General features: G+C 71.0%; 12 protein-coding genes. 5 read left to right on the top strand and 7 right to left on the bottom strand.

The genetic code is table 11. The features are described from left to right. Positions 1–98 precede the first annotated feature (98 nt). The 6 genes from ABZX75_RS28305 to ABZX75_RS28330 form a co-directional block, all read right to left on the bottom strand. Positions 99–2,507: a Helicase associated domain protein gene (locus ABZX75_RS28305; protein WP_355415397.1), complete on the bottom strand. Its 2,409-nt coding sequence runs from the start codon at positions 2,505–2,507 to the stop codon at positions 99–101. A gap of 614 nt (positions 2,508–3,121) precedes the next feature. Continuing rightward, positions 3,122–3,928, bottom strand: coding sequence for a hypothetical protein (locus tag ABZX75_RS28310; protein ID WP_355415399.1), 807 nt, complete (start codon positions 3,926–3,928; stop codon positions 3,122–3,124). Next, on the bottom strand, positions 3,925–4,176 hold the full coding sequence (locus ABZX75_RS28315) for a hypothetical protein (RefSeq protein WP_355415401.1): 252 nt from the start codon (positions 4,174–4,176) through the stop codon (positions 3,925–3,927). Before ABZX75_RS28315 ends, ABZX75_RS28310 begins: the two co-directional genes overlap by 4 nt. Continuing rightward, positions 4,173–6,395 carry a Mucin-19 gene (locus ABZX75_RS28320; protein ID WP_355415403.1) on the bottom strand — a complete coding sequence of 741 codons (2,223 nt, stop codon included), beginning with the start codon at positions 6,393–6,395 and terminating at the stop codon, positions 4,173–4,175. Before ABZX75_RS28320 ends, ABZX75_RS28315 begins: the two co-directional genes overlap by 4 nt. Positions 6,396–6,408: 13 nt before the next feature. Continuing rightward, a complete protein-coding gene (gene dnaB / locus ABZX75_RS28325; RefSeq protein ID WP_355415405.1) occupies positions 6,409–7,770 on the bottom strand; it encodes a replicative DNA helicase in 1,362 nt (453 codons plus the stop codon). Beyond that, a complete protein-coding gene (locus ABZX75_RS28330) occupies positions 7,767–8,132 on the bottom strand; it encodes a hypothetical protein (RefSeq protein ID WP_355415407.1) in 366 nt (121 codons plus the stop codon). The genes dnaB and ABZX75_RS28330 overlap by 4 nt, the downstream gene beginning before the upstream one ends. A 325-nt stretch (positions 8,133–8,457) precedes the next feature. On the opposite strand from ABZX75_RS28330, the gene ABZX75_RS28335 reads away from it, so the two are divergent. Continuing rightward, a complete protein-coding gene (locus ABZX75_RS28335) occupies positions 8,458–8,901 on the top strand; it encodes a hypothetical protein (RefSeq protein ID WP_355415409.1) in 444 nt (147 codons plus the stop codon). Positions 8,902–9,355: 454 nt separating this feature from the next. On the opposite strand, the gene ABZX75_RS28340 is transcribed toward ABZX75_RS28335, so the two are convergent. Then, a complete protein-coding gene (locus ABZX75_RS28340) occupies positions 9,356–10,165 on the bottom strand; it encodes a GntR family transcriptional regulator (RefSeq protein ID WP_355415411.1) in 810 nt (269 codons plus the stop codon). A 257-nt stretch (positions 10,166–10,422) separates the two neighbouring features. Here ABZX75_RS28340 and ABZX75_RS28345 point away from each other — a divergent pair, with 257 nt between their 5' ends. From ABZX75_RS28345 to ABZX75_RS28360, 4 genes are read left to right on the top strand one after another with little or no spacing between them, the layout of a single operon-like run. After that, a complete protein-coding gene (locus tag ABZX75_RS28345) occupies positions 10,423–10,842 on the top strand; it encodes a hypothetical protein (protein ID WP_355415413.1) in 420 nt (139 codons plus the stop codon). Continuing rightward, entirely contained in the window at positions 10,839–11,237 is a 399-nt protein-coding gene (locus tag ABZX75_RS28350) for a hypothetical protein (RefSeq protein ID WP_355415415.1), read from the top strand. The genes ABZX75_RS28345 and ABZX75_RS28350 overlap by 4 nt, the downstream gene beginning before the upstream one ends. Continuing rightward, entirely contained in the window at positions 11,234–12,820 is a 1,587-nt protein-coding gene (locus ABZX75_RS28355; protein WP_355415417.1) for a hypothetical protein, read from the top strand. Before ABZX75_RS28350 ends, ABZX75_RS28355 begins: the two co-directional genes overlap by 4 nt. After that, positions 12,820–13,197, top strand: coding sequence for an RRQRL motif-containing zinc-binding protein (locus tag ABZX75_RS28360; protein ID WP_355415419.1), 378 nt, complete (start codon positions 12,820–12,822; stop codon positions 13,195–13,197). Before ABZX75_RS28355 ends, ABZX75_RS28360 begins: the two co-directional genes overlap by 1 nt. Positions 13,198–13,246: the final 49 nt, after the last annotated feature.

Consider the following 13,246-nt stretch of genomic DNA (forward strand, 5'->3'; position numbering starts at 1 on the left):
CTGTTTTGGGGCGCCAACCCCGTGTGGGGGCGGCCCCCCCGCGGGGCCCCCCCGCCCACTCTCTACGGCCGCGCGTGACGGCCGGACGCTGCTCTGCTCTACGACCAGCGCATGCCCAGGGCCGACAGTTCCTCGACCCGCTGGACCGACAACTTGCCGGCCTTGACACGCTGCTGGCTGATCCATGCCCCGAGCCGCACGGCCTCGCCGTCGACCTCCTCGGTGTGGCTGCGCGCTACGTCGAGGTTCCCGACGCGGGCGCGGTACTGGGCAGCCGCTCGCAGGTTGTGCGCCCACATCTCCCCGCGGGTCCGCTTGGCGGGCGCGGCGGCCTGCGTGATGCCGACCGTGGCGAGCATCGCCTGTTGCTCCCTTGACAGCTTCCCGAATCCCTGGCGCTGCGCGGCGGCCCAGCGGCCGAGGTCCTCGCCGTCCCTGACGAGGATGCCGGGACCGTTCGGGAGCGCACCGCCGGCGCTCACGTGTCGGTGGGCGAGGCGGAAGGCCCGCTGCCAGTCGATGCTCCACTCGGGGCACCAGTCCGGGTCGATCTCCGCGAGGGCCGTGCGGCGCTCGGGGGAGAGCGGCGCCTTCATCCTTCGGGCGGCCGCGCGCTGGTTCTTGAGCCAGCGGCCGATGGGGTACCCGTCGAGGTCGACGTCCACGGGTGCGGCCAGGCCGACGCCGGACTCGGCGGCCCAGGCGGCGGCCGCGGCAAGCCCCTCGTCGAAGCGGGCGTCGAAGAGGTTCCAGAGCATGCCGAGCTTCTCCAGCTGCACGATCCGGTCGCCGTCGAGGGCGCCGGCCTTGTAGTGGCGGCGGCAGTCGGCGATCCAGACTCCGAGCGGGAAGTCGGCGGGGGACCAGTCGTCGGGGGTCCGGAAGCCGTACGGGACGCGGAGGTCGTCGTGCTCGGCGAGGTAGCGCTGGGCGGCCTGGATGCCGCGACGCCACTGCACTCGCTCGGGGTTGAGAACTCGCAGCTGGACGAAGCTGGCTAGCTGGTTCGCGTCGCGCGGCCGGGAGAACCGCAGGATTTCGCGGGCGGGCACGCTTTCGCTGGTCTGCTCCTCGTCCGGGGAGCCGTCCTGCCCGCCGGGCGCGAGGCTGGGGTCGCCGGGGCGAGCGGGGGCTGTTGTCCCCGGGCTGGCCAGCTGCTCGATCCGTGTGTCGTGGGCCCGCAGCGCGGCGAGGAGCTTGGCGAGACCTGCGTATGCGGGGGAGGTCAGCATGGTCTCGGGGGTCTCGCCGGTGCCGAGGAAGGCCGGCACTACGAGGGTGGCGATCTTGCCTTCGCCGGGGTGCATGCGCAGCGCGCGGCCGACCGCCTGGACCAGGTCGGGCATCGAGCCGCGGACGTCGCAGAAAATCACGCCGTCGCAGGCCCGGGTGTCGACGCCTTCACCGAGGACCTTCACGCTGGCGATGAGCGAGAGCCGCGCGTCCTGCCCGCTGTCGGTGAGACCGGCCGCGAACTGGGTCAGGACGCGGCGCCGGTAGGCCGGCTTGTGCTCGCCGTGCAGCCACCGCGCCCACACGGCAGCGTCGCCGGAGGGCACCGGGTCGCCGCCCTGGTCGAGGTCGCGGGCCTTGTCGGGCAGGCCGGCGGCGAAGGCCTCCGCCTCGGACACCCGCTGGTGGAAGGAGAGCACCCTGCGCAGGCCCTCCTGCTCGGCGGCCTTGAGGGTGGCCGCCTGGAGCGCGCCGAGCCGCAGGCCGCGGACCACGTCGGAGCCCTCGTCGGCAGCCAGCATCGCCGCGTTGAGCTCGTGGTCCTGAACGTCCACGACCACGACCTGGTACGGCGCGACGATGCCCTGCTCGATCGCGGTCTCCAGCGGCAGGCGATAGGCGACGCGGCCGAAGAGGCCGTCGGGGTCGTCGGTCATGGAGGCGACGAGCTCGCCGTCCTCCTCATCGCCGTCGCCCGCGGCCCAGATGCGGGGGGTGGCGGTCATGTAGAGGCGCGCGGCGGCCGGGATCCGCGAGTTGTCGTGGACGACCGCCCAGGGCTTGCCTGCCCGTCCGCTGGTGCGGTGAGCCTCGTCCAACACGATCAGGCCCCACGGGGGCAGGCCCGCGTCGTGCGCGACCTCCAGGATCCCGTTGCCGAGGGAGGCGTACGTTGCGAAGACGGTGACGCGGCCGTGCGCGGTGAGCTGCACCAGAGCGTGCGGATCGGTGGTGTGCGGGAAGCCGGTCTCGTAGGAGTCGAGGGAGGAGACCCCGACGAAGGCTCCGGTGCGGCCACCGTCCCGCCAGGCGCGGGCGGTCTGGTCCAGGAGGTCCAGGGAGGGAACCAGGACCAGGACGCGGTCGCCGCCGACCTGGTCGGCAGTGTGCACGGCCACGAGAGTCTTGCCGCTGCCCGTGGCCATGATGACCTGAGCGCGCAGACCGGCGGGCGGCAGCGGAGTGTGGGGGAGTGGCGTGAGCTCGCGCACCGTGCTGGTGACCGCGTCGGTCTGATGGGCGCGTAGCGGTGGAAGCAGGGTTGTATCTGTCATGTGCTCACCTCGATGTCGGGTCGTCCAAGGCGTGGGGCGGGGTTCGGTGGCGTGCGGCTACACGGCAGGGGCAGGGGTGCGGCGCCCCGTTGCGAGGCGCCGCACCCCTGTCAGCTGCCGTCGCTGCTGTTGTTCCAGCGGTGCCCGGCCGGGCACCGCAGGTTGTGGACGCTAAGGCGCTGATACGGGCCGCGGTCGTCCCAGGCGTGAGTGCCTTCCGATGCGGTTTGCTCGCAGGTCGGGCAGGCCCACGAGGTGAGCTCGTACGACGCCATGGGCCGGGGACTGGTGGACCGTGACACCGGAGCCGGAACGGGTGCCGCAGCAGCGGGGGCTGTGCGGCGGGCCGGTCCGGCGGGCGGGGGGAGGGGCTCAGAGCGAGTGCTGGTCAGGGCTGCGATGAGCTTTTTCAGCACGGTGGTCTCCTTCGACACAGAGAGGTGTGCAGGTCAGTGGTTGGTGTTCCGAGCGAGCCGGACGGCGTCGCAGGTGCAGGCGCCGCCGTGGGCCATGCGCTCCGAGACCAGTATGCATCTTCATGGAATGCATTTCAATAGAATGCATTCCTGGGATGAAGCCGGCCCCGGGCGAACTGCCCCAGGGCCGGGCGGCCTTCAGTCCTGGGGCTTCCAGGCTCGGATCTCCAGGCCGACAATCGTTGTGCCGGGCTCGATCTTGTCGGTGTCGACGAGCCACTTCTGCACGGCGGCCGCGACGTCGCCGCCGGCCGCGTCGACCAGGGCCTTGAATTCGGCGCCGTCGAACCCCTCCTCGCCCGAGCCCGGGCCGCCGCGGTTGTCGGCGTAGGCCCGTTCCTCGGTTCCGTCACGGCGCTGGACCACGTAGCGGCGGACACCGGGGGAGTCGGCCCGGCGGCCGGCGTCGTGCTTGAAGGCGCCCTTGCGGGCCCGGACGGTGAAGGCGATCTTCCCGCCATTGGCGGCCGCGTCGTCCACCACGGGCCGCAGCCGACTGGCGCCGGAGGCGATGTGCTGCTTGCCGGCCTTGGCCAGGGACGAGGACCAGGCCTTGACCGGCTTGCCGTCGGCGCCGATGACCGGCTTGCCCTTCCGGTCCTTGACCGTCCGCTCGGCTCGCACCCGCGTCTTGCCGCGTACGCGGGCCTTGTAGCCCTCGCGGTTGAGCCGCGGATGGACGTGCCCGGCTGCGAGAGCCTTCAGGCTCGCGAGGTCCCGAGGACCGCCGGCCTGCACCTCCTGAACCACGGCCCTCAGCGCCTCCACCATCGACGCACCCTTGTTCTTGGTGAAAAACTGGCTGACCAGCGAAGGGTTGCGGCCGAGGATCTCTCCGACCTGCTTCCTGCTGAACCCGGCACGCTCCAGCTCCGAGGTGAGCCGGGCAGCCTCGTTGCGCTGTGCGCCCCGGCCGCCCGCGGACCTCCTCCTGCGCGGCGTCACGCGGCTGCCTCCTCGTCCTCGTCGTCACACTCGTGGTCGGAGTACACGGGGCTGTCGTCCTCGAACAGGCCATCGCCTTCGTCGCCGCAGCCGTGGCAGTGCCACTCCGCGCTCCAGACCACCACGCCCGCACGGTCGCAGTCGTGCCCAGAGTCGACGGTGTCTCCGTCCTCCCACTGGGCCTCGCCCGAGGCACCACAGGCCGGGTGCTCCCACTGCCCGCCCCAGACCACATCGGCGCTGCTCACATGCCCTCCGATTCGTAGGCCTGCCGGCCCAACGTCTGCAGGACGTAGAAGTCCTCGTCCGTGCGGGGAGTGGTCTGCTCCCACGCCATGCGGCCCTTGAGCAGGTAGTCGCCCGGCTCACCGCCGTACGGCCAATCCGCCGCCGCCGAGGCCGAGGTGTAGATGGCGTCGGTCCGGAACGCCAGGATGCTTCCCGGGGGGAGGTGCAAAGCGCCGGCCTTCAGCGGCTTGCCGGTCGCCGGGTCCTTCGAGCTGGTGCTCACCGACAGCAGGGCCGCCCGGGCCGCCGACCACACCCCGGCCGCCCACTCCGGGTGGGCGTACTGGTCCTGCGCGAACCCGGCGTTGCGCTCCCAGGTGACGTGGGCGTCCGTGATGCCCGTCAGCCGCGCACCGTCCGGCAGCTCCGGAACCTCGCCGCCGGCGCCCAGCTCCAGCGACCCGGGCGTGATCCGCGGCCGCTGCGCGAACGTGCCGATGCCGTACAGCAGAATGCTGCGCACCGCTCGGGAGGCCAGGCCGCAGGCCTGCTTCTGCTGCTCGTCGCCGTGGATCTCGGCGGTGGCCCGCAAGGACTGCCAGGCGTCGCGCAGCTTATTGCTCCAGCTCTTGAGCGGGTCGCCGGACTCCCACAGCAGGCCGTCGAGGATCTCGATCCGCCACGGCATCAGGGGGTTGCGCAGCGCGAGGTTGACCTCGGCGCCGCCCGCCCAGGTGGTGAAGCTCCGGCCGCCCTCGTATGGGTAGTGCCAGGACCGTTCCCCGGGCGCCGGGGCCGGGAGTAGCCCAACGTGGGTCCAGTCCTTGGGGATCGTCACCCGCACCTGCCAGTGCGACGGCGCGAACAGCGCGTTCGTCTGCTCCTTCTCGCTCATGGCCGCGAAGGTCGCGGCGGTGATCCGCCTCGGCACGCCGACACCGGACGCCCAGGTGTGCTTGGCGTACGCGAACGTCCTGTCGACCTCGTACCAACCGGGCACCCGCTCCGGCACGCGCGGCGGCGCGATCAGCTCGGTCCGGCCCTGACCGGCGGTGGCGTGCAGCAGGCCGCGGATCTCCTGCGACATGACGGGGAAGCCGTCCGCCCACTTCGCGCCGGCCTTGGTCGGGATCGTCCTCGACCACAGGTCCCGGCCGGTCTGCGACGGCGAGCCCATGAGGACGACGTCCTCGAAGTGCGGGCGCAGCGCCCGCCAGAGCTCGACGAACGCGGCGCGCACGGTCGCCGGGTCCGCGCCCTCGGGGTCGAACCACTCACCGACGGACCGGATTTCGGTGTGCTGGTCCTTGCCCCTCTGCCAGCGGCCCACGGGATTGCGGGGGTGGACCAGGTGGCCGGCCTGCCGGTCCCGGCCGCGCGAAGCCTCCACCGTCCAGCCCTCGGGGAGCGGTCCGTTCAGCCAGGCGGCGACGGCGTCCTTCAGGAACTCGTGCCGCTCCGCGCCCTGGTGCCACGGGTCGCCCGCAGTGACGTAGATCCGTTCCACCGACGCCGGAGCCACCGCGTAGACGGCGGTGAGAATCTCCGCCACCGAGGCCCGGCCGAGGTCCAGGCGGACGGTGCCGCCCTGCCACACCAGGACGCCGGTCGAGGCGTCCAAGAACGCCATCCCCCTCGCCGCCTGCTTGAAGTTCGGCCGCTTCGACGCGAGGTTGGGCTCGGCGCGGAACCAGGCGTCGCCCTCGGCGCCCGCGGGAATCGAGGGCAGAACACGCTCGGCCTCTCCCGTCCCAGCAGCAACGGGCGCCGGAGCGGCTGCGGCCTGCTCGGGTTCGGCGAGCACCTCCAGGTCGGAGGTGCCGTCGGCGGGCGTGGCACCGAGGCGAGCGACGGTTCCAGACAGCTCGACGGTCCGCGGCGCATCCGGCTTCGGCGCCGAGGTCATTTCCTTGATCGGCTCTGCGGGCCCCTGAGCGACCAACTGATCACCGGTGACGGTTTCGGCCGCGGGAGGCTCTGCGGGCGCCTCAGGGGCGCCCTGAGGGGCCAGAGAGGGCACCAGGGCCACGATGTCGATCACACCGAGGCCGGCGGCCGTCGCAATCCGGTCCGAGGTGGCCTTCGCGTACCCGCCGAGCTGCCGGATCTTCTCGGCCCGGCGCTCGCGCAGCTTGCCGACCTTGGCCTGGAGCTGGGCCAGCTCGCGCTCCAGCGGCTTGAGTTCGTCGCGTACGGCCCGCAGCTCGGCGAGGCCGGTGGAGAATTCCTTGCTGTTCATGTGGTGGTCCCCCTCAGGTGCTGGCCATGTCGACGAAGCGCGAATAGTGGCCCTGGAATGCGGTCGTAATCGTGGCGGTCGGGCCGTTGCGGTGCTTGGCAACGATGAGGTCGGCTTCGCCCGCGCGCGGCGATTCCTTCTCGTAGGCGTCCTCGCGGTGCAGGAGGATCACCATGTCCGCGTCCTGCTCGATCGCGCCGGACTCCCGCAGGTCCGAGATCATCGGCTTCTTGTCCGTGCGGTTCTCGGGTCCGCGGTTGAGCTGGGAGAGGGCGACGATGGGGATCCCCAGCTCCTTGCCCAGCAGTTTGAGGCCTCGGGAGATGTCGGAGACCTCCTGTTGCCGACTTTCCGGTCGCCGCCCGGCGCCGGACTGCATCAGCTGCAGGTAGTCGATGACTCCGAGCTTCAGCCCGTGGCGCTCGCGGAGCTTTCTGGACTTGGCCGTGATGGTGACCAGGTTCAGTCCGGCTGAGTCGTCGATCCACATCGGAGCGTCCATCAGCTCCGCCGTCGTTCGGTCGACCTTGGCCCGCAGCTCGTCCGGCAGGATCGCGTGGGTGATGTGGTGCAGCGGCACCCGCGCCTGGGCCGAGATCACGCGCCGGGTGATCTCCCGGCGCCCCATCTCCAAGGAGAAGAACACCGAAGGCTGCCTGTCCCGGAGGGAGCAGGCACGGACGAAGTCCATGGCGAGGGTCGACTTGCCCATCGCCGGGCGGCCCGCAACGACGATGAGCTGCCCGGGCTGAAAGCCACCGGTGAGGGAGTCGAGGTCGGCGAACCCGGTGCTGACTCCGCTGAGCTTGCCGGCGTTGGCGGCCCGTTCCTCGTAGTCGTCGTGGAAGTCCTCCAGCGCCGGGCCGAGCAGGCCCAGACTGTCGTCTTCGTCTTCGTCCACTGCGGCGAGCAGGGCCTGCTGCTGTTTGGCGACGAGCTCGCTGGCCGTGCCTTCGCCGCGCAGTGCCGTGTTCAGGGTGGTGCGGGTGGCGATGATGACCTGCCGCACGGACCACGTCTCGCGGATGATCTCCGCGTAGAACCTGACGGAGCCGACTCCGAACATGAAGCCGGTCAGGGTGAAGAGATAGGCGCTGCCGCCGACCCGGGCGCTCTCGCCCCGCTGCGTGAGCAGGGCAGAGAGGGTGATGGGGTCGGCGGCCTCTCCGCGCAGGTACATCCCGACCGTGGCCTCGAAGATCGTCGCGTGGGCCGGCTTGTAGAAGTGCTCCGGCTTCAGGACTTCGACGGCCTCGGCAATGGCTTCCTTGGACATCAGCATCGCGCCGAGGACCGCCATCTCGGCGTTGAGGTCGTGCGGCGGGGCGGCACCATCGAGGCCGCCCCGCTGCTCGGGGAGTTCGAGTTCTTTCACTGGGCTACTCCGGCGAGGGCGATCGGGCTGCACGTCCAGCAGTCCACGTATTCGTACTGGTCGTTGAAGCGCTTGCGGTCGTGCTGGCCGCAGTCGCCGCACCACTCGACAGCAGCGGCCCTCAGGTCGGTCGGCGCGGTGGAGCGATCGGCGTGCTTGTGCAGGTCGGTCCATCCGCGCGGGGCCATCTCCTGGACCCGGTCGCACAGCCACCAGGCGGGGAAGCCGTCGGCCAGCAGGTCGACGGCCGCGGAGCGGATCGTACCGAGGGCCTTGCTGGTGATCGGCCGGCGGAGCGCCTTCCGGTAGGCGGCGACGACCTGGTCCGCCTCGCCGGCCGCCGTCCGCTGGGCGGGAACCACCCCAGGGGTTTCCGGCGCAGCCGAGGTCTCTCTCCGTCACGGCAGCACCACCCTCAACGGGTGCCGCATCAAGCGCACCCCCCTCTTGAGAGAGAGATTCTTTAAGAGAAGAAGGAACCGCGGCACTGGTGCGGCCACCCTGGCCGCGTCCATGCGGCCCCCCTGGCCGCACCCGTGCGGCCACCCCCTCAGCAGGGGTAGCCGCATCCATGCGGCCACCCCCCTGGGGGCTGCTGGCCTGCTGCTTCGCCTTTCGGGCAGCCCTCGCCTCCCGCTCGGCCTGCCGCTTCTGGGCCCGGGCGGCGGCGCGCTCATCCCACCGCTCGTGGTCGAGCAGCCGGTACAGGCTGGGGATGTTCACGCGAGGGTTGCTGGGGTCCGGGCGCCGCTCGACCTCAAGCAGCCCCTTGTCCTCCAGCCGCTTCGTGGACCGGTCCACGGTGTCGACCGACCGCCCGATGCAGCGGGCGAGCACCTTGCGGGTGGGGATGTCGTCGGCGTCCGGGGCATCGTCGGTCTCACGAGTGCCCTGGTCGGCGAAGGAGGCGATGGCCGCATAGAGCGCCTTGTCGACAGGTTCGACACTGCCGTCGCGTGCGAGCAGGGCGTCGAACTTGATCCAGTCGATGGCGGCCGCGCTGACGACCCGGGGGATCAGATCGTGGCGCATACCGCTCCTCCCGGGATGAGGGCGGTGGGACGGATCGCTACGGACCCGGGGTGCACAGGTACGTGCACGGCACACCTCCTAGTGGATGTTGTGCCGTGAACTCTCCACATGGGGGCTTGCCCGAAGGCTTGCCCGCTGCCCGGAAGGCCCAGGTGACGGGCTTGCCCACTCTCGCGCCACGCGGGCAGGCCGGCATTGGGCAAGCCAGGGTGCGCGGGAACGGGCGCGGACAGGCCGGGGGATCGGTGGGATGGGCGGGGTACAGCCGCCGCGGCGGCCTTGTTCAGGTGTGACACATACGGTCCCTTGATTAAGGGAGCCGTGGATCAGCTGATCAACCGTGTGACTCAGGCCACTGGGCAAGCCGGTCTGGGCTTGCCCGGGAGTCGTTGTCTATGCTGTTGGGTAGGTGACCGACGGGCCTGATGGTCCAGGCACCCAGCGCGGTCACCGCGCTGAACCACGACTCCGGATGCTTGCCGGCTGGGGAGTCGCTTGACGGCCGTCCTGTGCAACCAGGGCGGCCGTCCTCTTTTTTTCTACAGTGAACGGCTCATCTTGAGTTCTCCTTAGGGTCTAGGCCGGAGGCGGGGGCGGATTCCGCGCCGGTGCGGGCACTGCCGTCGCGCTCGATGTCGTAGCCGATCTCGAAGAGCTCGGCCGACATCCGGGTGTCGTTGATCTCTACCACTTGGCCCGTCGAGGACCGGGTAACGCGGACGATGCGCAGCAGCGGAACGCCGACGTCGGCCGGGAGGCCCAACGACTCGGCCTCCTCCGGGGACGGCATCCGGGCGGACACCGCTTCCTTCCATCCGAGCGGGGCGTACCCCATCTCTTCGAGCCGGTCGTAGATGCCGCCCGGGCCCGTGTCGCTCTCGGCCAGCTGTGTACCGCGGGCGAGGTCAGCCGGCAGGTAGCTGGTCGCCAGCTGCATCGCGGCCCGGGTGTCCGGGTCGCCCATGATTCGGTCCCGGATGAGGACCTCCGAGCCGACGCTGAGCCCCATGGTGGCGGCAAGGTCCACAGGGACCACGCCCCACCTCACGGTGGGCGTTTCCAGCGCCACCCAGGACTGGGCGGCGGGATCGAAGTAGTACCCGATCTCGTCCCGGTAGACCTGCCGCGACCTCGTGATTCGACGCTTCTCCGGACGCTCACGCACGATCGTCCCTCTCCGCCGGACAGCGACGACCAGGCCTTCCTGCTCCAGCAGCTGGATGGCGCTGCGGACGGTCTGATAGCCAGCCCCGTACTGCTCCTGAAGCTCGGTCAGCATGGGCAGCTTGTCTCCCGGCTGATACCGCCCATCGGAGATCTGCTGCCGGAGCGCAGCAGCGATCTCGCGGTACGAAACGGGCATTCAGGCCGCCTTTCTCAGCATCCAACGCCACCACTATATAGCTATCTCTAATGGCGCGTCAGTCTTGACGCGCGGCATGTCGGGGTGGTCTCATCATTACCGATAGCTCTAACCGGGGGTACCGGAAGGGCTACCCATGGTTTGGCTACCCGTGCGTACAACGACGGCACCGCCATGCCAAAAACGGCCCTCCGGGTGGTCTTGGCAGAGACCCGGAGAGCCGCGCACAGGCCGTCCACGTCTGAGGAGAACGACCCGTGAACACCATCTTCGCAGCCAGCAGTCGCACGACCCACCCGCAGGGTCTGGAACAGGTCGCGATCCTGCGCCAGCTCCAGCTGATGACCGGCGTGAGGCCGGTCGACTGGCTGGCCCCGCTGAACGAGTCGGCCGAACAGCAGGCGGAGCGCCTGGAGTTCCAGGCCGACGTGATCCTCGGCATCGCCGAGCACGACCCGAAGACCGCCGCCCACGTCGCCGAGCTGATCCGCCGGCTGACGGGCGAGCCCGAGGCGAAGCAGACCGACCGCGTATTCGGCCCGGTCCCCGCGGACTCCCGCCCGAACCGCCTCGGCTCCATCCCCTTCCCGTTCACCGTCGCGCTCGTGTCCTCCGTCCGGAAGGGCAAGTCGGTACCGGCGGCCGTCTTCACCGCGCGGGAGGTGCAGGTCGCATGAGCACCAGCACCCCGCGCGGCCTGCCCTTGAAGGTCCAGGCCCTGGTGACGACGTGGTCCATCACCGCCTTCATCCTCTTCGGCGCCGGCTGGCTCCTGGGCCTGGAGGCGACCTGGTGGCAGCGCGTACTGCTCGCGCTCCCGGTCGCCGGCCTCGCCTACCTCGACAGCCGCGGCCACACGCCCATCGTCGAGATCCGGGCGCGACTGACCCGGCTCCTCGCCGAACTCGGCGCGATCCAGCTCCCCCTGGCCGTGGCCGGCGGAGCCTGGCTCCTCGGCCTCACCCCCGGCGTCGCCGATCGCATCGGCATCGGCCTGGTCATCGCCCTCGTCGCCGCCCTGTACCGCTACGCCCCGCACGCGGCCACCCCGACCGCCGGAGGTACCCCGTGAGCCTCACCGACTTCCGTACCGCCCGCCGCGAGGACAACGCCGCCGAGGCCGAGCAGGCCCGCCTGGCCGCAGAACTCCGGGCCCGTCTCGACCTGCAGGCCCAGCAGCAGGCCTTCGAGCAGGAACGGGCTCGCGCCGCCGATGAGCAGGAGGCCAGGGACCGCGAGGCCAAGCGCATCCGCGAGGCCAAGGAGGCCGACGCCGCCGCGAAGCTCGCGAAGGAGAAGGCCGACCAGGCGGCGAAGGCGGCGGCCGACAAGGAGAAGCGGCGGGAGAAGGCCCGGCGCCGCAAGGAAGCCCGCGAGCGGTTCGCCGCCCGGCTCAACGCCGCCCCGGCGTGGCTGGCCGAACACCTCGACCTGGCCGCCGCGCTTGCCGTCATGGCCTGCAGCATCGTGCCGGCCCTCATCTCACAGGCCGCCTCACTGACCGGCACGGGCATCCTCACCGAAATGGGCTGGGTGGGCTACCTCCTGGTCACCCTGCTCCCGGTGATGCTGGAGTGCTCCGCCTGGGCCGCCACGGCCGGCGAGGCCAAGGCCATGCAGCAGGGCCGCTCGCCGTGGCCGTACCGGATCGCGATCTACACCTTCGCGGGCCTGGCAGCCTGGATCAACTGGCTGCACGGCCAGCAGGTCGGCGGCGACAAGTACGGGACCATCCTGGGCGCCGTCCTGGCCGCGTCCTCGATCATCCCGATCGCCGTCTGGCAGCTGGTCCAGCTCGGCCGGCACCAGGAAGCCCGGGCGTGGCTGAAGGCCGAGCGAGCCCGGCGCAAGGACATGAAGGCCACCCGCAAGCAGCGCGAAGACCTGCTGCCGAACGTGTGGGCAACGGCGAAGACGCTGCGCGCAATCGCCGGGCACGAACTCCTCTCCGAGGACGAGGCCTGGCACGCCGCGTACGGCGTCCACGAAGGCACCGGAGCTGACCTGCCCGAGGAACTGCTGCGGCACCTGTCGGCAGAGATGCTCGGGCTGCGTGTGGACGCGGAAGGCCGTCTCGCGGAGGTCCTGGAGGAGCTCGCGGACGCACGCCGCATGCGCCTCACGGCTTCCGCGAAGGTGTCCGCAGTGGCGGCTGAGAGCGTCTCTGACGAGCCCGTGAAGGCGGTCGCGGAGGAGCCTGCAACCCTCCCTACGCGGGTATTTGCCGGAACCCGTGAAGGGCTCGTAGAGGGCCCGGCGAACGCTTTCCGGTGGAATGGATCTTCGCACGTCAACACGTCCGTCCCCCCGTCCACGCGGACACCCGCGCGGAAGCGCGAGGCCGCTGCTGAGGGCTCGAAGCGGCAGTCCGTGACGGCCTCCGTGCGGAGGCTCTCGCCGGCCGCCCGGCGGGCCGCTGCGGAAACCGCGCGGAACTACGACGCGACCGAGAACGCCGCGATCGAGGAGTGGATCCGCAGCGAGATCCGCAACGGCCGGATCCCCACCGCCAAGGGGGTCACCGCGGAGACCAAGCGGCGCCGTGCGGAAGTCCACGGGAGCAAGGTCATCGAGCCGGGCAAGTCCTGGGTCTACGACCGCCTCGCCAAGGCCAAGGCGGCCCGCAGCAACCCGGCCGGCCCCGGGAGCCGGTGATGCCGCGCACCAGCCCCCGCTACGACGACCCGAAGGGCGAGGAGTTCGGCATACCGACCTGGCCCTGGAAGCTCGGCCCCGACCCCGAGGTCATGGCCACCTACCGACAGCTGCGGGCCCGCGGGCTGCGCCCGGGCGGCCAGCCTGTGGCCGGCCAGCTCGGGTGGACCCGCCAGGGCGAACCGATGTTCGCCGCCCTCTACCTGGTCGAGCTGGCCAAGCCGAAGCGGCCGATGACGGAGGCGCGATGGGCCTCGATCCGCAAGGCGGTGGCAGCCCGCAGGTTCTGCCCCGAGTGCAACACCGAAAAGGACTACGAGATCCCCAAGCGCTACGGGGTCTGCAACGACTGCCCCGGCGGCGCGAACACCGCCTGACCCGAACACCTTCCCCCCGAACGAGCGCAGGGCGGGGCCCGCCGGTCTC

Origin of the sequence: Streptomyces sp. NPDC003038, assembly GCF_040611115.1 — a bacterium.
Classification (GTDB): domain Bacteria; phylum Actinomycetota; class Actinomycetes; order Streptomycetales; family Streptomycetaceae; genus Streptomyces.

What these genes read in the sequence shown, in the direction of transcription:
- ABZX75_RS28305 (WP_355415397.1), bottom strand. Translation starts at nt 2,507, where the DNA reads ATGACAGATACAACCCTGCTTCCACCGCTACGCGCCCATCAGACCGAC.
- ABZX75_RS28320 (WP_355415403.1), bottom strand. Translation starts at nt 6,395, where the DNA reads ATGAACAGCAAGGAATTCTCCACCGGCCTCGCCGAGCTGCGGGCCGTA.
- ABZX75_RS28340 (WP_355415411.1), bottom strand. Translation starts at nt 10,165, where the DNA reads ATGCCCGTTTCGTACCGCGAGATCGCTGCTGCGCTCCGGCAGCAGATC.
- ABZX75_RS28350 (WP_355415415.1), top strand. Translation starts at nt 10,839, where the DNA reads ATGAGCACCAGCACCCCGCGCGGCCTGCCCTTGAAGGTCCAGGCCCTG.
- ABZX75_RS28360 (WP_355415419.1), top strand. Translation starts at nt 12,820, where the DNA reads ATGCCGCGCACCAGCCCCCGCTACGACGACCCGAAGGGCGAGGAGTTC.